General features: G+C 35.0%; 20 protein-coding genes. 16 read left to right on the top strand and 4 right to left on the bottom strand.

Annotated features, from left to right (window positions below):
* The first annotated feature begins 22 nt into the window (after nucleotides 1-22).
* From rsgA to rlmN, 9 genes are all read left to right on the top strand, one after another.
* Entirely contained in the window at nucleotides 23-973 is a 951-nt protein-coding gene (gene rsgA, locus N4270_RS00490) for a ribosome small subunit-dependent GTPase A (protein WP_260094835.1), read from the top strand.
* A 30-nt stretch (nucleotides 974-1,003) separates the two neighbouring features.
* The gene (gene dtd, locus N4270_RS00485; protein ID WP_260094834.1) at nucleotides 1,004-1,456 is read left to right on the top strand and encodes a D-aminoacyl-tRNA deacylase; all 453 of its coding nucleotides are present in this window, start codon (nucleotides 1,004-1,006) and stop codon (nucleotides 1,454-1,456) included.
* Nucleotides 1,456-1,989 (top strand): metal-dependent hydrolase, encoded by a 534-nt coding sequence (locus tag N4270_RS00480; RefSeq protein ID WP_260094833.1) that lies wholly within the window; start codon nucleotides 1,456-1,458, stop codon nucleotides 1,987-1,989. The genes dtd and N4270_RS00480 overlap by 1 nt, the downstream gene beginning before the upstream one ends.
* An 84-nt stretch (nucleotides 1,990-2,073) precedes the next feature.
* Nucleotides 2,074-3,972, top strand: a complete 1,899-nt coding sequence (locus N4270_RS00475) for a DUF3857 domain-containing protein (protein ID WP_260094832.1) — start codon at nucleotides 2,074-2,076, stop codon at nucleotides 3,970-3,972.
* Nucleotides 3,973-3,991: 19 nt separating this feature from the next.
* Complete coding sequence (locus N4270_RS00470; RefSeq protein ID WP_260094831.1) at nucleotides 3,992-6,016, top strand: DUF3857 and transglutaminase domain-containing protein; 2,025 nt, start codon at nucleotides 3,992-3,994, stop codon at nucleotides 6,014-6,016.
* Nucleotides 6,017-6,021: 5 nt separating this feature from the next.
* On the top strand, nucleotides 6,022-6,348 hold the full coding sequence (locus N4270_RS00465; RefSeq protein ID WP_260094830.1) for a nucleotide pyrophosphohydrolase: 327 nt from the start codon (nucleotides 6,022-6,024) through the stop codon (nucleotides 6,346-6,348).
* Between the two features lie 30 nt (nucleotides 6,349-6,378).
* Nucleotides 6,379-7,605 carry a 3-phosphoshikimate 1-carboxyvinyltransferase gene (locus tag N4270_RS00460; protein WP_260095543.1) on the top strand — a complete coding sequence of 409 codons (1,227 nt, stop codon included), beginning with the start codon at nucleotides 6,379-6,381 and terminating at the stop codon, nucleotides 7,603-7,605.
* Between the two features lie 139 nt (nucleotides 7,606-7,744).
* Complete coding sequence (queA, locus tag N4270_RS00455) at nucleotides 7,745-8,794, top strand: tRNA preQ1(34) S-adenosylmethionine ribosyltransferase-isomerase QueA (RefSeq protein ID WP_260094829.1); 1,050 nt, start codon at nucleotides 7,745-7,747, stop codon at nucleotides 8,792-8,794.
* A gap of 197 nt (nucleotides 8,795-8,991) precedes the next feature.
* Nucleotides 8,992-10,032, top strand: coding sequence for a 23S rRNA (adenine(2503)-C(2))-methyltransferase RlmN (rlmN, locus tag N4270_RS00450; RefSeq protein WP_260094828.1), 1,041 nt, complete (start codon nucleotides 8,992-8,994; stop codon nucleotides 10,030-10,032).
* A 49-nt stretch (nucleotides 10,033-10,081) separates the two neighbouring features.
* Here rlmN and N4270_RS00445 read toward each other — a convergent pair whose 3' ends face one another.
* A complete protein-coding gene (locus N4270_RS00445; RefSeq protein WP_260094827.1) occupies nucleotides 10,082-11,710 on the bottom strand; it encodes a T9SS type A sorting domain-containing protein in 1,629 nt (542 codons plus the stop codon).
* 157 nt (nucleotides 11,711-11,867) lie between these two features.
* On the opposite strand from N4270_RS00445, the gene N4270_RS00440 reads away from it, so the two are divergent.
* Entirely contained in the window at nucleotides 11,868-12,845 is a 978-nt protein-coding gene (locus N4270_RS00440; protein ID WP_260094826.1) for a polyprenyl synthetase family protein, read from the top strand.
* A gap of 42 nt (nucleotides 12,846-12,887) precedes the next feature.
* On the opposite strand, the gene N4270_RS00435 is transcribed toward N4270_RS00440, so the two are convergent.
* The gene (locus N4270_RS00435) at nucleotides 12,888-14,165 is read right to left on the bottom strand and encodes an arylsulfotransferase family protein (protein WP_260094825.1); all 1,278 of its coding nucleotides are present in this window, start codon (nucleotides 14,163-14,165) and stop codon (nucleotides 12,888-12,890) included.
* A 226-nt stretch (nucleotides 14,166-14,391) separates the two neighbouring features.
* Here N4270_RS00435 and N4270_RS00430 point away from each other — a divergent pair, with 226 nt between their 5' ends.
* The 4 genes from N4270_RS00430 (at nucleotide 14,392) to dnaG (ending at nucleotide 18,927) form a co-directional block, all read left to right on the top strand.
* Nucleotides 14,392-14,958, top strand: coding sequence for an RNA polymerase sigma factor (locus tag N4270_RS00430; RefSeq protein ID WP_260094824.1), 567 nt, complete (start codon nucleotides 14,392-14,394; stop codon nucleotides 14,956-14,958).
* A complete protein-coding gene (locus N4270_RS00425; protein ID WP_260094823.1) occupies nucleotides 14,945-15,769 on the top strand; it encodes a hypothetical protein in 825 nt (274 codons plus the stop codon). The genes N4270_RS00430 and N4270_RS00425 overlap by 14 nt, the downstream gene beginning before the upstream one ends.
* A gap of 26 nt (nucleotides 15,770-15,795) precedes the next feature.
* Nucleotides 15,796-16,869 (top strand): hypothetical protein, encoded by a 1,074-nt coding sequence (locus N4270_RS00420; RefSeq protein ID WP_260094822.1) that lies wholly within the window; start codon nucleotides 15,796-15,798, stop codon nucleotides 16,867-16,869.
* Nucleotides 16,870-16,956: 87 nt separating this feature from the next.
* Nucleotides 16,957-18,927, top strand: coding sequence for a DNA primase (gene dnaG / locus N4270_RS00415; RefSeq protein ID WP_260094821.1), 1,971 nt, complete (start codon nucleotides 16,957-16,959; stop codon nucleotides 18,925-18,927).
* On the opposite strand, the gene N4270_RS00410 is transcribed toward dnaG, so the two are convergent.
* On the bottom strand, nucleotides 18,924-19,553 hold the full coding sequence (locus N4270_RS00410) for a response regulator transcription factor (RefSeq protein WP_260094820.1): 630 nt from the start codon (nucleotides 19,551-19,553) through the stop codon (nucleotides 18,924-18,926). The genes dnaG and N4270_RS00410 overlap by 4 nt on opposite strands.
* Nucleotides 19,554-19,689: 136 nt before the next feature.
* A complete protein-coding gene (nadE, locus tag N4270_RS00405) occupies nucleotides 19,690-20,478 on the bottom strand; it encodes an NAD(+) synthase (RefSeq protein WP_260094819.1) in 789 nt (262 codons plus the stop codon).
* A 105-nt stretch (nucleotides 20,479-20,583) separates the two neighbouring features.
* Here nadE and gldB point away from each other — a divergent pair, with 105 nt between their 5' ends.
* Nucleotides 20,584-21,543 carry a gliding motility lipoprotein GldB gene (gene gldB / locus N4270_RS00400; RefSeq protein ID WP_260094818.1) on the top strand — a complete coding sequence of 320 codons (960 nt, stop codon included), beginning with the start codon at nucleotides 20,584-20,586 and terminating at the stop codon, nucleotides 21,541-21,543.
* Nucleotides 21,543-21,881: a gliding motility protein GldC gene (gldC, locus tag N4270_RS00395; protein WP_260094817.1), complete on the top strand. Its 339-nt coding sequence runs from the start codon at nucleotides 21,543-21,545 to the stop codon at nucleotides 21,879-21,881. The genes gldB and gldC overlap by 1 nt, the downstream gene beginning before the upstream one ends.
* Nucleotides 21,882-21,923: the final 42 nt, after the last annotated feature.

Genomic DNA, 21,923 nt, shown 5'->3' with positions numbered 1-21,923 from the left:
TTTTGTTATATATTTTGGTTAAATGACAGGAACAGTTTATAAATCTACAGGGAGTTGGTATACAGTTAAGACCGAATTAGGCGCTGCATATCAATGCCGAATTAAAGGGAAATTTCGAATAAAAGGGATTAAAAGTACCAATCCGATTGCGGTTGGAGATAATGTCGATTTTGAACTCGAAACCAATAATGATGAAACCACAGGTGTGATTCATAATATCCATGATCGCAGCAATTATATTGTCCGAAAATCGGTTAATTTATCTAAGCAAACACATATTATCGCTTCAAATATTGATCAGGTGTTTTTGCTAATTACGATTGATAATCCGCCAACATTTACCAGTTTTATAGATCGCTTTTTAGTCACTGCCGAAGCTTATTCTGTAAAAACCATTCTTCTTTTTAATAAAGTCGATAGTTATTCCGAAGAGACGCTTGATGAGGTGAGGTACTTAGCACATGTTTACAGACAAATTGGTTATGAATGTATAGGGATCTCTGCCGAAACCGGTAAAAATGTCGATAAGGTCAAAGCACTTATGGTCGATAAAGTGAGTATGTTTGCTGGGCATTCGGGTGTGGGAAAATCCACTTTAGTCAATGCCATAGAACCAGGTTTAGATTTAAAAACCAAAGCCATTTCGAGTCAGCATAGTCAAGGCCAGCACACCACAACATTTGCTGAAATGTTTGATTTGAGTTTTAATGCTAAAATTATTGATACACCTGGAATTAAAGGTTTTGGGGTTGTGGATATGGATAAAGAAGAAGTAGGGGATTATTTTCCAGAATTTTTTAAACTAAAGCAAGATTGTAAATTCAACAATTGCTTGCATATCGAAGAACCAAAATGCGCGATTAAAGCAGCCTTAGATACTGATGAAATTGCCTATTCAAGATACAGAAGCTACCTGCAAATCTTAGATGGCGAAGAGGCGCACTATAGAACCGATAACTGGGATAATGAATAAAAAAACCAATTAGATTAAACTTAAAATTTAATGAAAGCAGTAATTCAACGTGTGTCAAAAGCATCCGTTACTATTGAAGGAAAAAAAGTCGCTAATATCAATTCTGGGTTATTAATTCTTCTCGGAATTGTTAATGACGATGCTCAAGAGGATATTCAATGGTTGTCTAACAAAATTGCAAACCTCCGTATATTTTCAGATGATAAAGGCGTGATGAATGAGTCCTTAATACAAGCCGAAGGCGATGCCATAGTAGTGAGTCAGTTTACATTGCATGCGGGTACAAAAAAAGGAAATCGACCTAGTTACATTAAGGCTGCAAAACCCGAAATTGCTGTGCCATTATACACTGCTTTTGTAAAGCAATTGGAACAGGATATAAACAAAACGGTTCAAACTGGTGAGTTTGGTGCCGATATGAAAGTTGAACTCTGTAATGATGGTCCTGTAACTATCATAATCGATACCAAAAATAGAGTCTGATGGCATCTGTTTTCGGACATGGTTTAGTGGCATACACCACAGCAAAAGTTATAGATTCAAAGACGAGCAAGCTTTTATTGTTTTTAGCCATTGGTTCTTCTATGCTGCCAGATTTGGATGTGCTTGCTTTTAAATTTGGTATTGATTATATGCATCCTTTAGGACATAGAGGGTGGACACATTCTATTGTGTTTGCTTTAATTTGGAGTGCGTTGTTGGCCTTTTGCTTCGGAAAAACAAGAAAGCTTATTTTTATGGTAGTCATATTTCTATCAACAATTTCGCATGGTGTGCTAGATGCTATGACCACTGGAGGACGTGGTGTTGGATTTTTTATTCCTTTTGAAAATTCAAGATATTTTTTTCCCTGGCGAATCATTAAAGTCTCTCCAATTGGTATTGAAAAGTTTTTTTCAGAATGGGGTCTTCGCGTGATTTTAAGTGAGCTTCAGTATATCGCAATTCCCTGCGGCATCATTTTACTATGCTTATTCGTGTTTAAAAAATCAACTATATCTGGTAAATCTGCTTGATTTTACGATTTTTTACACATCTTGTTTAATCAAATATTTTATATTTGAGATTCCTACTAAATTTTAAGCGCCTAAACTTACCTTATGTATTCAAAGCCTATACTACTATTGCTCTTCATGTTGCTGACTTCAATAACTGTAGCACAAGACAAAGACCTTTATAAATCGAGCTCTATTCCTTTGCCATTAAAGCTAAAATCGAATGCTGTTGTTCGCTATAATGATGTGCTTGTCGAAGTTGATGCTTACAATAGATTTACCCTAAAAAACAAACGTATTGTTACTGTTTTTAATGAAATAGGAATTTCAGATCAAGGTGCAGGCGTATCTTACAACAAGAACAGAATTGTTAAAACGCTTGAAGCTCGGATCTATGATAAAAATGGAAAAGAAATCAAGAAGTTTAAAAAAAATGATTTTGAAGACGTTAGTGCTGTAAGTGGCGGAACACTTTATTCTGATGACCGAATAAAATACCTAAACTATACACCTACAAGTTATCCGTATACGATAGAGTTTGAAGTTGAAGTAGATTATAAAAGCACTGCTTTTTTTCCAGGCTGGAAACCCGTTGAAGATTTTTATGTAAGCACTCAGTATTCTAATTATAAAATCATCAATAACTCTGATGTTGAAATTAAAATGAAATCTGTCAATTTTGATAAATTCAATATCGAGAAGCACGATGATTACCATTATTCAGCTGAAAATTTAAGCGCTTTAAAACCCGAAGCTTATAGTCCGCCTTTTGAAACCTTTGCGCCAGTTTTAAAAGTGGCTCTAGCCGAGTTTGATATGGAAGGTGTTCGAGGCATAAACAATACTTGGGAAGATTTCGGACTGTGGATGCATGACAAACTGTTATCTGGTACAGAGGCGTTGCCAAATGCTGTCAAAGAAGAAATCAAAGCATTAACCCAAAATGCTTCAACAGATGAAGAAAAGGCTAGAATAGTTTATAATTACATGCAAGAAAAAACACGCTACATTAGTGTTCAAGTTGGTATTGGCGGATGGAAACCTATGCTGGCCGAAGACGTAGAGCGTTTGGGCTATGCCGATTGTAAAGGATTGTCTAATTATACCAAAGCCTTATTAAAAGAAGTAGGTGTAGAGTCTCATTATGCTGTAATTTACGGCGGAAGAAGTCTAACAAGTATTGATAACGAGTTTTCAGCAACCGAAGGAAACCATGTTGTTTTATGTATTCCAAATGAAGAGGATAATATCTGGTTAGAATGTACCAGTCAAACAAATCCGTTTGGATTTATAGCGAATTTTACCGATGATAGAGATGCGTTGCTAATCACGCCCGAAGGTGGTAAAATTGTTCACACAAGAAGCTATGACACCGAAGAAAACCTTCAGGATACTAAAGCTCATATCACTCTGTCTGCTAATGGTTTTATTGAAGCAGATGTGACTATCACTACTCAGGGTTATCAGTATGCGCTTCATGAAGGAGTTCAAAATAAGTCATTAAGAGACCAAGAATTATACTTTAAAGAATATTGGGATTATATCAATAATCTTTCCGTAGAAAATATACATTTTGATAATGATAAAGATAATGTGGTTTTTACTGAAAAAGTTAAGGTGTCGTCCTCAAGTTTTGTAACCAAAAGTGGCAAACGTTTATTAGTTCAGCCTAATGCTTTTAATAGAATTAAGCGCATTCCAACACGTTATGAAAAGCGGACCTTAGATTTTGAAATTGAACGCGGTTATAAAGATGTTGACGAATTTGTATTCACAATAGACCCTGAAGTTCGCATTGAAGCCATGCCTAAACCTTTAGAAATTGAAAATAAGTTTGGTGTGTATAAATTTTCAATTGAAAAACGCTCTGAAACCGAACTCGTATACAAGCGAACACACATTCTAAACAAGGGATATTATTCAAAAGAAGACTACGAAGATTTCCGCGATTTTATGTCTGCAATTGTAAAACATGATAAAACTAAAATTGTCCTTACCAAATAACTAATCAACTCTAAAAATTATGAAACGACTACTAATCACAACAATTCTCATTTTGAGTATGGTATTATCTGCTAATGCTCAAGATTTTAAGTTTGGAAAAGTATCCAAAGAAGAATTGAGTGAAAAACAACATGCTTTAGATTCGAGTGCAGATGCTGCGATACTGTACAAAAATGAGAACATTTATTTCACCTATAATGAAAGTAGCGGATTTGAGCAGCACAGAGAAGTACATAAACGCATAAAGATTTACAATAAAGAAGGTTATGATTGGGCAACCGAGCAGATTTATCTCTACCAACAAACAGGAGCTAAAAGGGAAAAAGTAACGTCTCTAAAAGGATATACATTCAATCTAAAAGATGGTAAAACTGTTAAGGACAAGCTAAGAAAGGATGGTATTTTTGAAGAAGAGGTTAATGATTTCATAGAAATTAATACGATTACAATGCCTAATATTCAGGATGGTTGTATTATAGAATTGGAGTACGAAATTATTTCTCCGTTTTTAGATATTGACGATATATATTTTCAATATGAGATACCAATGAATAAGTTTAATTTTAGAGTCGCAACACCTGAATATTATCGCTATAATAAAGAAATAAATCCCAAAGCGTTTTATTACCCAGCTTTAAAAGAATCGACAGGCTCAGGTACAGCTCATTACACCAATAGAAAAGATTATATAAGTAAAAATACGGTTTCTAATAGCAATGTTTCTGCAGGATCATTTTCATATGAAGAACAAGTAATTAGTTCCGAAGAGTTGAATGTTCCTGCTCTTAAAGGCGAAGCTTTTGCTGGCAATATGGATAATTACAGAGCTAAAATGAGTATGGAATTATCAGCTATATTAAACCAATATGGCGCTGTCGAAAAGTCTTTTTCCTCCTCTTGGGAAAAAGTGTCGAAATCTATTTATGAGGATTCAGATTTTGGAAACCAACTTAATCGATTTAACTTTTTTAAAGATGATGTTGCGGCACTTGTCGCTACAGTTAATAATGACATTCAAAAAGCATTCCTGCTGCAAAGCTTTGTAAAGTCTAAAGTAAAGTGGAATGGGCTTTACGGATTTAGAGCACAAAACGGGACACGAAAAGCTTATATAGATGGCGAAGGTAATGTTGCAGATATCAATCTGTTGTTGATTGCCATGCTCAGGTCGCAAGGGATTAATGCGAATCCGGTTTTAGTGAGTACCAAAAGTAATGGTGTGCCATTATTTCCAACACGTAAAGGCTTTAATTATGTGATTTGTATGGTGCAGAGTGAAGGTGGATATGCTTTGTTAGATGCTACCGAAGTGTATAGTATGATTAATGTATTACCACAACGTACTCTCAATTGGCAAGGACGACTTATTAAAGACGATGGAAGTTCCGGTTGGGTGTCGTTAAGACCTTCTGAAAAAGCAACCGAAACAACCATGTTAAATGTGAAAATTAACGACGATTATAGCCTTGAAGGAAAAGTGAGAAAAAGTTTGACAGATCATTTGGCACTGAGCTACAGAAAAAGTTTTACTGGAGCCAGCGAATCAGAGCATATCAAACAACTGGAAAAAAATAAAGGTGATATCGAAATTTCTGAACTAAATTTTGAAAATGACATCAATATCACAGAACCTGTTAAATTAACCTACGATTATAAACTCAACGATGGTATTGACGAAATAGGTGACAATTTATATTTCTCTCCATTATTTTTTCTGGCTACAAAAGAGAGCCCTTTTAAGTTGGACGAGCGTCAATATCCTATTGATTTTATTTTCCCTTTTGAAGACAAATATGTGATAAATATTATGCTGCCTGAAGGCTACCAAGTAGAATCTTTACCAAAAAGTGAAGCCTTTGAGTTTAAAAGTAATGACTCAAAATTAACATATATCATCAAAGAAAATGGTAAATATTTGCAATTAACGATTACTTTTGAAATGAATTCATCGTTTATCAATTCAACAGATTATACGTTGTTTAAAGATTATTTTGAAAAAGTTGTTGAAAAACAAGGCGAGCAAATTGTCTTGAAAAAAGTTTAAATATAATGAACCTTAAAGATTCTCAAAAAGACGTAGATGTTTGGATAAAAGCCCATGGCGTAAGATACTTTAATGAGTTGACCAACATGGCGCAGCTTACTGAAGAAGTTGGAGAAGTTGCTCGCATTATTGCCAGACGCTACGGAGAACAAAGTGAAAAGGAAAGTGATAAAGATAAAGACCTTGGTGAAGAATTAGCTGATGTAGTTTTTGTAGTTTTGTGCTTAGCAAATCAAACAGGAATAGATTTGCAAAGTGCTTTTGATAAAAAAATGGCAAAAAAAACCAAACGAGATCACGATAGGCACCATAACAATGACAAACTAAAATAAACTATTCCTGCTTCAATGCAGGATTTTTTTATGACGATACAGCTTCACAAATCATCCCTTAAAAAGCAGTCTGATATTACGATTACAGGCTCTAAAAGTGAGTCTAACCGATTATTGCTTTTACAAGCGCTATATCCAGAATTGCAGATCGATAATGTATCTAATTCTGATGATTCAAATGTGATGCAAAAGGCTTTGTCTTCAAAAGATTCGCTCATAGATATCCATCATGCAGGTACAGCCATGCGCTTTTTAACAGCTTATTTTGCCTGTCAGGAGGGAAGAGAAGTGACGCTTACGGGATCACAACGAATGAAAGAACGTCCCATCGCAATTCTTGTCGATGCACTTCATCAATTAGGTGTTGAAATTTCTTATCTTGAAACGGCTGGTTGTCCGCCATTAAAAATCAAAGGAACAAAAATCACAAACGATAAAGTTCGTTTAAACGCTAATGTAAGCAGTCAATATATTTCTGCATTATTGCTAATTGCGTCACGCTTAGAAAATGGATTAGAATTAACGCTCGAAGGCAAGATCACATCTGTACCTTATATTAATATGACGCTTAACCTGCTGAGCCAGGTTGGGATTAACGCCGAATTTAAAGACCAGGTGATAAAGGTACAACCAAAAACAGATGCACTTTCAGCAACCCATTTAACAGTTGAATCTGATTGGTCATCCGCTTCTTATTTTTATAGTATTGTTGCTTTAAGTCCGCTACATACCGAAATAACATTGTCATCTTATAAGCAGTCATCCTTACAAGGTGATTCCGCTTTAGTTGAAATTTATAAAGCCTTTGGTGTGGAAACAACTTTTAAAGCAAATTCCATTACCATCAGAAAGGAAACAATGGTGAGTAATCGCGTTTTAGAATTTCAGCTTAACGATTCTCCAGATATCGCTCAAACAATCGCTGTTACCTGTTTAGGCTTAGGTGTGGCTTGTTATCTTACAGGCTTGCACACGCTCAAAATTAAAGAAACTGATAGGCTTGTTGCTCTCAAAACCGAACTTGAAAAGCTTGGTGCTAGTGTAGCTATTTCAGAAGACACACTCCGTTTAGATGCCTGTTCTCAAATTAACGAACAGGTTAAAATCGCTACTTATAACGATCATAGAATGGCTATGGCCTTCGCTCCATTGGCTTTAAAAACCACGCTTTTTATAGAAGATTATATGGTGGTTTCTAAATCATATCCTACCTTTTGGGAGGATTTAAAAACTTTGGGTTTTAAATTTTCCAAATAAATACGGCAATTTACTTGACAACCCCTATGTTGAGATTGTATATTTGCAACTTGTAAAAAAATAAGTCCGTAGCAAATAAATCAAAAGTACAAGACAAGAGATTCAGTGCGACTTATTAAAAATAATAAAACAATAACTAATGAAATTATCACACTTCAATTTTAAGCTTCCAGAAGAATTATTAGCAGAACGTCCATCAGATATCAGAGACGAGTCGAGACTAATGGTTTTGGATAGAAAAAATCAAACTATAGAACACAAATTATTTAAGGATGTTATTGATTATTTCGATGAAGGCGATGTGATGATTTTAAATAACACCAAAGTATTTCCTGCACGTTTATACGGAAACAAAGAAAAAACAGGTGCACGTATTGAGGTGTTTTTATTAAGAGAATTAAACGAAGAGCAACGCCTTTGGGATGTACTGGTAGATCCAGCACGTAAAATCAGAATTGGGAACAAGCTGTATTTTGGTGACGACGAAACACTAGTAGCCGAAGTGATAGATAATACAACTTCAAGAGGACGTACCTTACGTTTTTTATATGACGGTTCGTATAGCGAGTTTAGAAGAAAATTAACAGAACTTGGTGAAACACCACTTCCTAAGTATATTCAAAGAGAGGTAGAACCAGAAGATGAAGAGCGCTACCAAACCATTTTTGCTAAAAATGAAGGCGCTGTTGCTGCACCAACTGCTGGTTTGCACTTTTCAAGACATCTGCTAAAACGCCTCGAAATTAAAGGTGTTGAGTTGCCAGAAGTGACGCTTCATGTTGGATTAGGAACATTCAATCCTGTTGAGGTTGAAGATTTGTCTAAGCATAAAATGGATAGCGAAGAAATATTCATAACCCAGCCGGCAACCGATATTATCAATAACGGTATCGCTAATAAAAAACGTGTATGTGCTGTAGGAACAACAGCCATGCGTGCCATTGAAAGTTCGGTGTCATCAAGCGGTACATTGAATGAGTTTTCGGGATGGACTAACAAGTTTATTTTTCCTCCCTACGAATTTAGTATCGCCAATAGTATGATTACTAATTTCCACACACCAAAATCAACCCTATTAATGATGGTGTCTGCATTTGCAGGTCATGATTTCATGAAGCGCGCCTATGAAGAAGCTGTTAAAGAAAAATATCGTTTTTACACTTATGGTGATGCGATGTTAATTATATAATCGTATAAAATCAAGTTAAAAGCCTTATGTAACGATAAGGCTTTTTTTGTTTTGGGCATTTCCCGCCTCCGCTAGCGCTCCGGCGCGCCGCGTTTTACACTATATCTTTTGTTTAAAAAAACAAAAGGATGCCGTTTCAACCGCTAATGCGGACTTCGTCATAATATTTATCTATTTTTGCATCAGCATTTCAACTTATGAGTACCAAAAAGAAAGACATACGAGCCTTAACCAAAGTACAATTGAGAGACTTTTTTGTCGCTCAAGGCGATAAGGCGTTTAGAGGCAATCAAGTTTATGAATGGCTATGGAATAAAGGTGCCCATGCGTTTGAAGACATGACAAACATCTCCAAAGAGACCCGTCAAATGCTTGAAGACCACTTTGTGATAAACCACATCAAAGTCGATCAAATGCAGCGAAGTGAAGACGGAACTGTTAAAAATGCTGTAAAACTACATGATGGATTGGTCGTCGAATCGGTATTGATACCAACCAAAACGAGAACAACCGCCTGTGTGTCAAGTCAGGTAGGTTGCAGTTTAGATTGCCGATTTTGTGCCACATCGCGACTGAAACGCATGCGTAATCTCAATCCAGATGAAATCTTTGATCAAGTGGTTGCTATAGATAATGAAAGCCGTTTGTATTTTGATAGACCACTAACCAATATTGTGTTTATGGGTATGGGAGAACCTCTCATGAATTACAACAATGTGTTAAAAGCAATCGATAAAATCACCTCGCCTGAAGGATTGGGAATGTCTCCAAAACGTATTACAGTCTCTACTTCTGGTGTTCCGAAGATGATTAAGAAAATGGCAGATGATGAAGTAAAATTTAATTTAGCGGTGTCTTTGCATTCGGCGATTAATGAGGTGCGTACGTCAATAATGCCCTTTAATGCAACGTTTCCGTTAGAAGATTTAAGAGAAGCTTTAGAATATTGGTATGCCAAAACAAAACAGAAAATCACTTATGAATATGTGGTTTGGGACGGTATTAATGATACTAAAAAGGATGTAGATGCACTGATTAAATTCTGCAAGTTTGCACCTAGTAAGGTTAATTTAATTGAATACAACCCAATTGACGATGGTGAGTTTCAGCAAGCGAGCTCTAAGGCTATTGATATGTATGTTGAGCTGTTAGAAAAGAATCGTATCACCGTTACCGTAAGACGATCTCGAGGTAAAGATATCGATGCCGCTTGCGGGCAATTGGCAAATAAAAGTTAATAAAAAAAGCGACCATATTGGTCGCTTTTTTATTTGATATATCAACTATTTATTGTTTGATCAACTTAATAGTTTTACTATTTCCGTTAATTGTAACTGTAGCTAAATAAACGCCTTTAGTTAATTGAGACATTTCAATGACCTCAGTTGCTTGAGATAATCTTCTATCAATAACTTTCTGACCTAAAAGACTGTAAATTTCAATACCATCAAAAGGTAAGTTAGACGATTCGATAGTTAACTTTTGCGTAGTCTTGTTGTAAGAGTAGCTGAAGTTATTGCTATCAAAATCATCCACACTAAGTGATGTGTCTAATGATGAATTAAACATAAGAATAAATCCGCTGTTTGCTGGTCCAAAAGATCTGTAGGCGATATAGTAATCTCCAGTTGTAGAAGGTGTAAATGCATTGATCTCTTCATAAGCCATAGTTTCAAGAGTTTCGAACTCACCTTGAGTTGGAACATCTGTTACCGAAAATAACGGAATTTGAACGGTTGCAGTAGATGAAGGAGAATCTACAATAAACGCTTCTAAGCTTCCATTACCTTGGAATGTGTTAAAACGTGTTGTAACTTCATATTCAGTACCTTGAGTTAATGAAAACGCTGGGCTAAATAACCAGTCATTTTTAGTGTTAGCTGTAGAATTACCATTTGTAGCAAATGTTTCAGGAACTAAGTCTCCATCTAAATCTAAATCTTGCTGAGAAATCCATGCGATAGCATCACCATCAACATCTTCAATAGTGTAACAAGATACAAATGCATTGTCATTATCAAAATCTTGAGAATAAGGAATTCCATAGGTAGTGCAATCAAATGGAGTTAAAAATGTTAATGGGCCAACCCACTCACTGTTACCATTACCACCGCTACAGTTACTTCTAATGTAAACATCATAAGCAGTATCTGCAGTTAATCCCATAAAATCATAAGTTGGAGTGGTTAATCCAAATACAGGAGTACCTGTGCCTTGAGTAAATCCTTCATCACCCCATTCAATTTCCCATGAAGTTGATCCTGGGTTAGAATCTAACCAGGTTAATTCAAATGTCGTTGTGGTCACTGTCCCTGCTGCAAAATCAGATGGTGTTGTACAAGAAGGACCTTCTTCTACAATAACGTCGTCAAATGCCCATCCCCAAGCATAATCACCAACCCATCTAAAACGTACTTGGGCATTAGTGACACCTGCTAATTCGGTTGAAACATCTAATTGTTCAAATCCAAAAGAAGAGTTTTCTTGTGCTGCACCAGTATAATATGCAACTTCAACCCAAGTGCTTCCATCGTAAACTTCAACAAATCCTTCTCCACCATAACCAGCAGTAAAAAAATGATTAAAAGAAAGCCTAACAGATGTAAGACCTGCACAACTAAATGCCGGACTTGTTAATGCTGCTTCTTCAGCTGGTCCAGCTCCGCCAAAACCATCACTATCAAATAAGGCATAGTTCCCGCTCATAAGTCCGTCAGTATAATAAATAGTGTTTGGAGGTTGGTAGCCAACAGCCTCACCTCCAGTAGCAATAGCCCATGTTTCGCCACCTCCAGCAATATCATCATTAGTCCATGTTGCAGGAATTGTTAACCCACCTTCAAAGTCTTCCGTTAGGACTTGACCAAAAGAAAATGAGAATGATAATAAAATAAGTAATAAAGTAATTTTTTTCATAAATGTGTGTTTTTTAATTAATTGACGAATAAATATACAAAAATTTCTTACAGTCATTTTCTCACAATTAAAATTTAACTAATTATTATTACTAATGTAAAAGCATAGCTACTTAATTAGTAATTTTGTAAAAACTTGAAACTAATCTTATCTATAATTGAAAATCACTGAGCAAATAAAGCAACCTATCGCCTATGAAATGGAACTTTTTGAACAAAAGTTCTTGTTATCAATGTCTAGTAAGGTGGCTTTATTGAATCGAATTACGCATTACATCGTCAACCGAAAAGGGAAACAAATGCGACCAATGTTTGTGTTTTTAGTCGCTAAAATGGTTAATAATGGAGAAGTAAGTGAACGTACCTATCGTGGTGCTTCAGTCATCGAATTAATCCATACAGCGACACTTGTGCATGATGATGTGGTTGATGATAGTAACCGCAGACGCGGATTTTTTTCTATAAATGCCCTTTGGAAAAATAAAATTGCTGTACTCATTGGTGATTATTTATTATCAAAAGGACTGTTGCTCTCTATTGATAATAATGATTTTGATTTGCTTAAAATTATTTCGGTTGCAGTAAGAGAAATGAGCGAAGGTGAACTTCTGCAAATTGAAAAAGCAAGACAATTAGATATTACTGAAGCGGTTTATTATGATATTATCAGACAAAAAACAGCAACACTCATTGCAGCCTGTTGTAGTTTAGGCGCAGCTTCAGTTAAACCAAACTCCGATCATGTTGAAGCGATGCGAAAATTTGGAGAACTCATTGGAATGGCTTTTCAAATTAAAGATGATTTATTTGATTATGGAGAAGAAGCTATAGGCAAACCAACCGGAATTGATATTAAAGAGCAAAAAATGACATTACCTTTAATTCACGTGCTCAATAATTGCTCAAAAAAGGAAAAGTCATGGCTCATCAATTCGGTTAAAAATCATAACAAAGATAAAAAACGTGTGAAAGCCGTTATTGCTTTTGTGAAAGCTAACAACGGATTAGAATATGCGATAGGTAAAATGAAGCAATTCCAATCGGAAGCTTTAGAAATTTTAAATACCTATCCAGATTCAGAATACCGAACGGCTCTAGAATTAATGGTGAATTACGTCATTGAACGAAAAAAATAGAAAGTTCTACCTTTTAAAAAATCTATTGTTTGATTTTTTATCCTATTCCAAATTAAGATCCAAAATTTCTTGATCATCGAGGTTGTAATTATAGCATCGCCAATAATTAGGACCTAAACCATTATATTTCCAGGCAATGTCACCGTTTTGAGTTACTTCCCAAAAGCCGTAATCACCTTCAGCAATTAAAGTATTACCATTTCTCAAACGTACCGCCCCTGAGATTCTTCCATGAAACAATTCAGCATCTGTAAAACTCCAAACAACACTAGGTTCATTGTCTGTATTGGAAATGAGATCAAAATTAGTAGGCATTTCAAATTCGTAAACCACAGATTGGTTGTTGTTAACACCGTTCATATAAACTAAAATATTGCCTGCACCTGGCTCATTCATTTCTAATAAATTGGGAAAGTGGTTATTGTAAAATAAACGTGCACCTTCGGTGTTTTTGTAGGCAGACGGATTTCCAAAACGGTATAATAAATCACCGCCTTTGTTGTAATTCCCGCCATTATTAGTAGCAGCTTGAGCCGTTGTTGTACTATGATCAATAACCCAAACTTCACTGTAATAGTTAACACTTATATAAATGATATCTTTATCTGAGTCGTAATCAATACCATTAGCATGCATAAGGTCTCCATTATCAATAACATCATAATTGATGTCTATTAATTGCGGATTGTCACTAACGCTACCAAAGTTAGATGCTGCTGCATTCTGGTCTTGAATAATATGGTCAAAACTTCGCCATTGCCATACAATTTCGTTCGTTGTTGGATTAACCTCAATAAGCGCTTCAGGATATATAGGATTGGTAGTGCTAACCCCATTTGATTGCGCTTCAGGTGTGTCAATTTTTTCCCAGGCCAAGAATAATACATTGCCGTTGGGTAAAAGCTCTACATCATGATGTGCAATGTAATTAGAACTGGCATATTCGTATTCCCAATCTGTTGAACCATCATCATTTATTATTTTAATAAGACCTCCATAGCCACCAAAGAAAAAGGCAGGATCATCAACTTTAAAGATGCCAAGGAGTTGCCCTTCAGGGAGTAATTCTAAATCATTGCCTAAGTTGTCACTAAAGCTCCATTCTTTAACTTTGTTACCCGATTTATCTAAAAGATAAGATTTGCTTCCGCCATTTTCTACTGCAAAAACAAGACTGTTTTCTACAAGGTCGCCATTATAAGTTTCAATGTTTTCAGTTAGAATTAACTCCTCTTCTTCTTCAATGAAAAGGTCATCATCATTTTTGCAATTACAAAACAATACTAGTGTTGACAATATAATATAACTAAAGTTTTTCATAAGGTAGGTGACTTGATTTAAGGGTTAAAAATAGCTGTTTTTTATTTAAAATATAAAATAATAGAATCATGATATCGTATTGGCAAAATAATTGTAAATTGATTTTCAGTGTCATAGAGCGGTGTATACATCGTTTATTTTATTTTTTTTATAAAAAATTAAAGTCTGGGCAACCATTTACTTAACTTTTACGTCTTTATAAATAGAAGACCAAACGAAAGCTATTTTGAAAGTTATTCAACTACATCACAAAAATAACACAGCGCTTATAAAAAAAGCAGCCAAGGGCAAGCGTGATGCTCAACATACATTATTCGAAATGTATGCGCCTAAAATGTTGAGTGTGTGTAGATATTATATCAGAGATATGCAAAATGCAGAATCGGTGATGTTAAACGGATTTTTCAAAGCGTTTACAAATCTGAAAAATTTTAAAAATGAAGGCAGTTTTGAAGGCTGGTTAAGACGCATTATGGCTAGAGAATCTATTTCTTTTTTAAGACAAGAAAAGCATATAGAATTTTCGGTTGAAGAGGAGCCCGTTCGTCAGGAGCAATACAACAATATTGAATCTCAAATTGAGGTGGCGCAAATTCAACAACTCATTGATGAGTTGCCTGAAGGCTATAAAATGATATTTGTAATGTATGCCATCGAAGGGTATAAGCATCATGAAATTGCAGACATGCTTCAGATTTCTTTAGGGACTTCAAAATCACAATTATTTAAAGCACGACAAATGCTTCAGAAAAAAATTAAAGACATCAATACAACAAGTTATGGCACCCATTAAATTTGACAATAACATAAAAGATAAATTAGAAAAACGAACGTTACAGCCGTCAAATGATGCTTGGAGCACACTTTCTAATCAACTCGATACTCATAAAAAAAGAAATTCGAGACATCTATTTCTATACCTCGGAATTGCTGCAAGTATTGTGGGTGTTCTGTTTGTAACGACCGTATTTTTTAATACTTCGGAAGACTCAACCATTACACCACAAATTGTAGATACTAACCTAAAAACACAGTCTGAGACGTCTGAAGATATCATCAGTACAGCGCAGTCTGAAAATACAACTGCCAATTCAAATTCTGATGCTATTCAGAATAAAGAAAACGTAGCATCTGTCAAATCTGCAATACCAACATCATCCATCAAAAACGAACCTAAAGTAGCACAGCTTTCCGAAGAAAAATCGACGCCTTTAACCAAGAAAGAAACGCCTATTAACGATTTTAAAACACTAGAAGTTGTTGCTAATATCGATACAAAAAACACAAGTAAAAATGAAGTTGTGGCAACGAATAAGTTAACGTTAGAAGAAGCAAAAGTACTTGATGTAGTTAACAAAATCAAGGAACTGGATTTAGATGGAACCGCCGCAACAGATCAAGAAATAGAAGCGCTTTTAAAGCAAGCTGAAAAAGAAATTTTAAAGCAACGAATATATGATAAAACTACTCGAACCGTTAATGCAGATGCCTTACTTCAAGACGTTGAAGAGGATCTCGAACGGTCGTTTAGAACCAAAGTATTTGAAACTTTAAAATCCAGTTACAAGACGGTAAAAACTGCAGTTGCCGAACGTAACCATTAAACAATCATCAATTTAAAACAAACATTATGAACACTATCACAAAGTACGTAGTGCTGGTCACCTTATGCTTTATTGTTAATATTGTGAAGGCACAAGAAACTGAAAATGATTCTATATCCATTAAGAAGATAGAATCTAAAATTAAACTATTAGAAGAGGTAAAAAGTAAAATTCAAGAAGAAGAACGCGAGTTCTTAAAAACCGAAGTTGAATTAATCAATCAACAATTAGAAAAAGGGCAAATAACCGAAGAAGAAGCCGAAAAATTAAAAAAGGAAGCCGCTAAAAAAAGAGCACTGAATATTGAAAACCGATTAGCAATTGTAGATAATAAAATTGCATTAATGAAGCGCAATGAAGCCTATTATGATGATAATCCAAGTGAATCACTCAACTTTGGAGTGAGTATTGGGAGCTTTACTGGTTTGACGTTTAACTCTAGAAATAGGCCTAGAAAATTTGATAAACGCACCACCAGTGATTTAGTATTTGCACTGGGTTTTAATAATGCTATTGGTGACGGACAAAAAATTGGGGATGCATACAATTTTATGCATTCGGGATTTGTTGAGTTAGGCTGGGCATGGAAAACACGCGTGTTTGAAGATAATAATGCCGTTCGTTTAAAGTACGGATTTTCAGTGCAATGGAATAAGCTAACCCCTAAAGATGATCGTTATTTTGTGCAAAATGGGAATACAACTACCCTGGAAACCTTTCCTAGCGAACTCAAAGAATCGGAATTTAGAATAACAAATCTTGTGTTTCCGGTGCATTTTGAATTTGGTCCATCCAAAAAAATTGAACGCAAAAATTATTTTAGATATACCACTAGTAAACATGTTAAAGTCGGTATTGGAGGTTACGCAGGTTTTAATATTGGGACGCAACAAAAACTGAGATTTGAAGAAGACGGCGATCGTGTGAAACAAAAAATCAGAAGAAATTATAATGCGTCACCTTTTGTGTATGGTTTAAGTGCTTATGTAGGTTATGGCGGCATTGGTATTTATGCCAAGTATGACTTAAGCCCAATGTTTAAAGACCAAACCTTTGATCAAAATAATTTATCATTAGGATTTAGATTTGATTTGGATTAGTCTAATTACATTTCCAATTAAAAAGCTTCATTTACTTTAGTAATGGAGCTTTTTTGTTAAATTTACGTTTCCAAATTAGTTCAAAAATTGATATCAAAATCCAGTATAGAACAAGTCTTTGAAACCGCTCGAGTAGAGGAGGTTATTGGTGATTTTGTACAATTAAAAAAAGCAGGAAGTAACTTTAAAGGTTTGAGCCCGTTTAGTGACGAACGCTCTCCTAGTTTTATGGTATCTCCCGTAAAACAAATCTGGAAAGATTTTTCTAGCGGAAAAGGTGGAAATGCCGTTACATTTTTAATGGAGCATGAACATTTTACCTATCCTGAAGCGATAAAATATCTGGCCAAAAAGTATAATATCGAAATTGAAGAAACCCAGCAAACCGACGAGCAAAAGCAGGAAGCTAATGAACGTGAGAGTTTGTATCTGGTCAATGAATTTGCTAAAGAATATTTTGAGCGAATCATGTTTAAAACCGATCAGGGTCAGGCAATCGGATTGAGCTATTTTAAAGAACGCGGCTTCACAAACGAAACCATCAAACAATTTAATTTGGGCTATTGTCTAGACGAATGGCAAGCCTTTACAGATGAGGCCTTAAATAAAGGGTATCAGCTGGAGTTTCTTGAAAAAACAGGACTCACCATTGTTAAACCTGAAAAAAAATTCGATCGCTTCAAAGGTCGTGTCATGTTTCCTATTCATAGTATGAGCGGACGTGTTTTAGGGTTTGGTGGACGAATTTTAAAAACGGATAAAAAAGCAGCTAAATATCTAAATTCTCCTGAAAGTGAAGTTTATCATAAGAGTAAAATTCTTTATGGGCTTTTTCATGCAAAACAATCCATAGCCAAAGAAGATAATTGTTATCTGGTTGAAGGGTATACAGATGTAATTCAGTTTTATCAAACCGGAATCAAAAATGTGGTGGCTTCTTCAGGAACAGCCTTAACACCAGAGCAAATAAGACTTATTAATAGGCTTACCAACAATATTACGGTGCTTTTTGATGGTGATGCTGCAGGTATTAGAGCGTCTCTTCGTGGTATTGATTTGATTTTAGAACAAGGGATGAATGTGAAGGTGTGTGGTTTTCCCGAAGGTGAAGATCCCGATAGTTTTGCAAGACAAAATACACTCGAAGAATTAACTACTTATCTCAACGACAATTCTAAAGATTTTATTCAGTTTAAAGCCTCTTTGTTAATCAAGGAAGCTGATAATGATCCTATAAAAAAGGCAGAAACCATTAGAGATATTGTGAATAGTATCTCTAAAATTCCAGACCAAATTAAAAAAGAGATTTATATCCAGGAGTGTTCTCGCATTATGGATATTAGTGAAGATGTATTATTTAGTACACTCGCTCAAATCAATAAAAAAGAAGTTCAGGAGGCCAATAAAAATTTTAAAACACAATTGCACAAGGCCTTTGATGTGGTTAAGCCTGAAGTCAAAGCACCTAAAGTTGATTTACAATTTGAATTAGAGCAGAAAATCATTGAAATTCTTTTGCTTTATGGCACAGAAACTGAAGATTTTGAAGACTTGGTACTTAAAGAGGCAGATGATGGTGAATTGCAATTAGAACCTGTGATTCACAATGCTAAGGTTTTTGAGAAGGTTTATTTGGATTTGCAAGAAGATGAAATGCAATTTACAAACCCTAATTTTAAAACGCTTTACTATACCATCATTGATACGCTGCATCAGCAACCAGAATTTTCTACTAAGAATTTTGTGAATAATCTGGATCAGCAATTGGCAAACGATGTAACTACCATTTTAATGAATGATGAACGCTACAGGTTACATGATTGGGAGCGCAATCATATCATTCCAAAAGAAAAAAAGCATACCATTGCGCAATTGGTTACACAAACAATTTTAACCTTAAGATGTTATTTAATTGATAAAAAAGTAGCCGAGTACCAAAACGAGACGCTACAAGAAGGTGTTAATTCTAGAAGTGTACTAGAAGATGTAAGAGATTATGTTGGTTTAAAAATGCTGCTTTCAAGAAAACTAGGAAAAGTTATTGGAGGCAAAATCTAGGTTAAGTCTAATTGCTTGCCTTGATTGACCAAATCAATAAGATTATTGACATTTAATTTCTTAAATAAACGAGCTTTGTAAGTACTTACCGTTTTTTCATTAATATCGAGTTCCTGAGCGATTTCTTTATTCTTTTTACCCGAAGATAATAACTTTAAAACTTCAACTTCACGTGTTGATAAACGTTTGTATATTCTGCTTTTAGAATTTTTAGTGTCGTTGTAATTGAGGTGTTTAGACATTTTATCACTTAAATGTATTTCACCTTGATGCGCCAATTTAATAGCTTTGGTGATCACATCGGTTGGTTCCGATTTTGAAACATATCCAGATGATCCCGCTTTAATCGTGCTAATCGCATAGATTTCTTCGGGATGGTAGCTAAACATGACGATATTAATATGAGGATGTTCTTTTTTAATGGCTCTAAGCGCTGTGATACCATTTAATTCGGGAAGTTCAATTTCTGAAACAATAACATTGACATCGTGACGTCTTACAAATTCAAATATCTCCACTCCACTTCCAACTGTTCCAACAATTTGAATTTCATCGTGATTGTTATATAAAAGTTGAAAGCCAGTAGTTACGATAGGATGATTGTCAACGACTAGTACCTTAATCATAATACATTTTTAATTGGTTAGTTAGTAAAGAGTGCCAGAACTTATTTCTAAATAAATTCAAGAATGTGGAGATTTGCACAGTAAAATTACTAAAAAAAACAATAGAGCAGACTTTTTTTAATGATAAATTCAAAGATTATTTTAATTCTTTAGGAATTTCGCAAACAGGAATCGGAACCATTTTGTGTGTATTTGAACGATTATATCTCATAAATATTTGAAACACTTGCTTATGGCGTCCTTCAAAATCGGCTTCAGTTTTACCTTCATCTTTCATTTGCATGGCCCATTCTAATTCTGGGTAAGAGGCTCCAATTTGATCTTCATCACTACGCGCATCCCCAAAAAGTCCGTCACTTGGTGCAGCTTTCATAATCGATTCTGGAACATTTAAATAATCACCGATAGCATAAACTTCAGATTTCATTAAATCGGCAATCGGACTCAAATCTACGCCGCCATCACCATACTTGGTATAAAATCCAACCCCAAAATCTTCAACTTTATTTCCTGTTCCCGCAACTAAAAGTCCGAGTAAACCCGCATGATAATATAAAGTGGTCATACGTAAACGAGCTCTCGTGTTTGCTAAAGCCATATCTACAGTAGCTTGTTTGCCTTCTAGAGATACTTCGGTTCTAAATTCTTCAAAAACAGGAGTGAGATCAACACGCGTATCCTTTACATTGGAAAAGCGTTGTTTTAATTGGGTAATATGTTCCTGAGCTCTACTCACATGACTGGCAGCCTGATGAATTGGCATTTCAATACAAAGCAAGTCTAAACCTGTCTTTGCACATAAGGTTGAGGTGACAGCAGAATCAATTCCGCCAGAAATTCCAATAACAAATCCTTTTACGCCTGCATTGGTCGCATAATCTTTAAGCCAATTTACAATATGGTCAACAACTTTTTCTGTTTGCATTTTTGATGAATTTTTTTATCTAATGTAGTACCTTTGTGTAACAAAAATAACCTAAACACGTTAGTAATAAAAATTTAGTACGATTAAGTTTTTGTTAATAAGCCTATGAAAAGAATCCTGACATTTTGCCTTTTTTTACTCGCTTTATATAGTTGTAAAGATGATGATAAAATTGAGGCTGAAATTGCTAAAATAGAAACCAATGTAACTGTAGAGCGTTTTGATCGTGCATTTGCTAACGCAAAACCAGAAAACTTATCACAATTAAAGGCTGCATTCCCCTTTTTATTCTCTAAAAGTATTCCAGATTCGTTTTGGTTAGAGCGTATGCGCGATACCAATCAGCTTCATTTAAATGCGGCTACGCATGAAAAATTTGGTGATTTTAAAAGTGTAACTCAGGATATTCAAAGGCTTTTTCAGCATTTAAAATACTATGATAAAACCTTTCAGGAGCCACGTATTATTACGCTAACAAATTTTGTAAACTACAGAGAAAAATTAATAGTTACAGATACGATTGCACTAATTGCTATTGATAATTACTTAGGAACTGATCATGAGATTTATTCAGGAATTCAAAGGTATTTAGTAGATAATATGACGCCTTCACAAATTGTTGTAGATATGGCAAAAGCCTATAGTGAGCAACAAATTTTTCAGCCTCAAAAAAAGACGTTTTTAGATGAGATGATTTACTTCGGAAAGCAATTGTACTTCAAAGATGTTATGATTCCGTTTAAAACTGATGCCGAAAAGATTGGCTATACCTCTCAGCAGCTAGAATTCGCAAGAGCAAATGAAGCCATGATTTGGACTCAATTTGTTGAAAAAGAAATGCTTTATGATACCGATAGTAGTTTGCCTGCTCGGTTTATTGCTGATGCTCCGTTTTCTAAATTTTATTTAGAACTCGATAACCAAACTCCAGGACGACTCGGACAATATATAGGATGGCAAATTGTAAGAGCTTATATGAATAACAATGACGTTTCTTTAAAAGAAATGTTGCAGACGGATGCAGTCGATATATTTAATAAATCCAATTATAAACCACCAAAATAATGGCAAATACACATACCTCAAAAATAGAATTAAGCGTAGAACTTGATGAAAACAGAGTTCCTGAAAAATTGCATTGGACGGCCGCTGATGGCGGAATTTCAAATGAAGAAGCTAAAGCAATGATGCTTGCCGTTTGGGATGCCAAAGCCAAAGAAACGTTGCGTATCGATTTATGGACAAAAGATATGCCTGTCGATGAGATGAAGCAGTTTTTTCATCAAACCCTTGTCGAAATGAGCAATACTTTTCACAGAGCAACTCAAGATGAAAAAATGACAGCGACGATGAAAGATTTTTGTGATTATTTTGCTGAAAAATTAGAATTAAAACAAAAGTAATTATTTAATCATTGGTTAAAGCTTAGATAATATAGCTGAAGA

Source organism: Psychroserpens sp. SPM9, assembly GCF_025153525.1.
Taxonomy (GTDB): Bacteria; Bacteroidota; Bacteroidia; order Flavobacteriales; family Flavobacteriaceae; genus Psychroserpens.
Note: the sequence above shows the minus strand (reverse complement) of the source record. Positions and strands in the feature narration are given on the sequence as shown.

Coding starts and splice junctions, on each gene's coding strand:
- N4270_RS00475 (WP_260094832.1), top strand. CDS start 2,074: ATGTATTCAAAGCCTATACTACTATTGCTCTTCATGTTGCTGACTTCA.
- N4270_RS00470 (WP_260094831.1), top strand. CDS start 3,992: ATGAAACGACTACTAATCACAACAATTCTCATTTTGAGTATGGTATTA.
- dtd (WP_260094834.1), top strand. CDS start 1,004: ATGAAAGCAGTAATTCAACGTGTGTCAAAAGCATCCGTTACTATTGAA.
- N4270_RS00420 (WP_260094822.1), top strand. CDS start 15,796: ATGAACACTATCACAAAGTACGTAGTGCTGGTCACCTTATGCTTTATT.
- N4270_RS00425 (WP_260094823.1), top strand. CDS start 14,945: ATGGCACCCATTAAATTTGACAATAACATAAAAGATAAATTAGAAAAA.
- N4270_RS00445 (WP_260094827.1), bottom strand. CDS start 11,710: ATGAAAAAAATTACTTTATTACTTATTTTATTATCATTCTCATTTTCT.
- N4270_RS00465 (WP_260094830.1), top strand. CDS start 6,022: ATGAACCTTAAAGATTCTCAAAAAGACGTAGATGTTTGGATAAAAGCC.
- nadE (WP_260094819.1), bottom strand. CDS start 20,478: ATGCAAACAGAAAAAGTTGTTGACCATATTGTAAATTGGCTTAAAGAT.
- N4270_RS00435 (WP_260094825.1), bottom strand. CDS start 14,165: ATGAAAAACTTTAGTTATATTATATTGTCAACACTAGTATTGTTTTGT.
- queA (WP_260094829.1), top strand. CDS start 7,745: ATGAAATTATCACACTTCAATTTTAAGCTTCCAGAAGAATTATTAGCA.
- rsgA (WP_260094835.1), top strand. CDS start 23: ATGACAGGAACAGTTTATAAATCTACAGGGAGTTGGTATACAGTTAAG.
- N4270_RS00410 (WP_260094820.1), bottom strand. CDS start 19,553: ATGATTAAGGTACTAGTCGTTGACAATCATCCTATCGTAACTACTGGC.
- gldC (WP_260094817.1), top strand. CDS start 21,543: ATGGCAAATACACATACCTCAAAAATAGAATTAAGCGTAGAACTTGAT.
- gldB (WP_260094818.1), top strand. CDS start 20,584: ATGAAAAGAATCCTGACATTTTGCCTTTTTTTACTCGCTTTATATAGT.
- rlmN (WP_260094828.1), top strand. CDS start 8,992: ATGAGTACCAAAAAGAAAGACATACGAGCCTTAACCAAAGTACAATTG.
- N4270_RS00460 (WP_260095543.1), top strand. CDS start 6,379: ATGACGATACAGCTTCACAAATCATCCCTTAAAAAGCAGTCTGATATT.
- N4270_RS00480 (WP_260094833.1), top strand. CDS start 1,456: ATGGCATCTGTTTTCGGACATGGTTTAGTGGCATACACCACAGCAAAA.